The 1317-nt window shown below is 44.4% G+C and carries 1 pseudogene; it reads right to left on the bottom strand.

The features are described 5' to 3' along the window. Nucleotides 1-45: 45 nt before the first annotated feature. Nucleotides 46-1216 (bottom strand): annotated as a pseudogene (locus QUB61_RS39500) (RNA-guided endonuclease InsQ/TnpB family protein). Between the last annotated feature and the right edge of the window lie 101 nt (nt 1217-1317).

Here is a 1317-nt window from a genome sequence, read left to right on the forward strand (position 1 = left end):
TTGACATCCACCCCGTCCTAAAGGAGCGGGGATTCCCAATCATCACTAATTGGGTTTCTGCTTCAGGGCACCAGCCTTCCGAGATTTACTCTCTTCGGGTCTTATAGTTGCTCCACAGACGCTCCACGGCTAGCCCAGCCGCCAAAATATTTTTTGAAGCGTTGATATCGCGGTCATGGTTTGTTCCACACTTGGGACATTTCCATTCCCGGATATTCAACGGCAATTTATCTACAATATGGCCACAGTTTCCACAACGCTTAGAACTAGGAAACCAGCGGTCTATTTTTATAAGTTCTCGACCGTACCACTCACATTTGTAAGCAAGTTGACGAATTAGTTCGCCCCAACTAGCGTCACTGATAGCAAGAGCTAACTTATGGTTTTTTACCATATTTTTCACAGCCAAGTCCTCAACTACAATCGTTTGGTTTTCACGAATGATTTGAGTCGTCAGTTTGTGCAAAAAATCTTTACGAGCATCGGCTATCTGTGCGTACACTTTAGCCATCTGTACTCGTGCTTTTTCACGGTTATTACTTCCTTTCTGCTTGCGAACCCAAGCTTTTTGCTTCCTTCTTAACTTTTTGCGAAGCTTCTTGAAATGCTTGGGGTTGGCAATTTTATTGCCATCGCTAGTAGCGATCAGGCTGGTAATTCCCACGTCCAATCCGATAGTTTTATCAATCTTAGGAAGTGGTTTAATCGTGTAGTCATCTACAAGTATGGAAACAAACCAACGTCCAGCAGGTGTCATTTTGACCGTGATAGTAGACGGAATACACACTTCAGGGATTTGCTTGCTCCAACGAATAGGTAATGGAGTGGTACATTTTGCCAAAAATACCTGTCCATCTTTCCAGCGGAAAGCAGACTTAGTAAATTCAGCACTACCGCCGTTGTGCTTTTTCTTGAAATTAGGATACTTAGCTCGTCCTGCGAAGAAATTGGTAAAAGCTGTTTGAAGATGTCTGAGTCCTTGTTGAAGTGGCACACAGCTAACTTCGTTCAAGAAATCCAGCTCCTCTTCTTTTTTCCAATTCGTCAACATGGAGGAAGTTTGGCTGTAGCCAACCCTCTCTTGACGTTCGTACCAAGCTTCGGTGCGGTAAGCTAAAGCCTTGTTGTATACTAGCCGCGCACAACCCATTGTCCGTCGCAAGAGATTTTCTTGCTCGGCGGTGGGGTAGAAACGGTAGCGGTAGGCTTTTTCCATCCTCACACTCTAGCACATCTTCTGTGATATGGTGAATCCTATCTTAGTCTTTTTGTAAAGCCGTCCTAAAAGGACGGGGTTTCAACCCATTTCTCTGATGA

It is taken from the genome of Microcoleus sp. C2D2, from assembly GCF_036702495.1.
In the GTDB taxonomy this organism is placed as follows: Bacteria; Cyanobacteriota; Cyanobacteriia; order Cyanobacteriales; family Microcoleaceae; genus Microcoleus.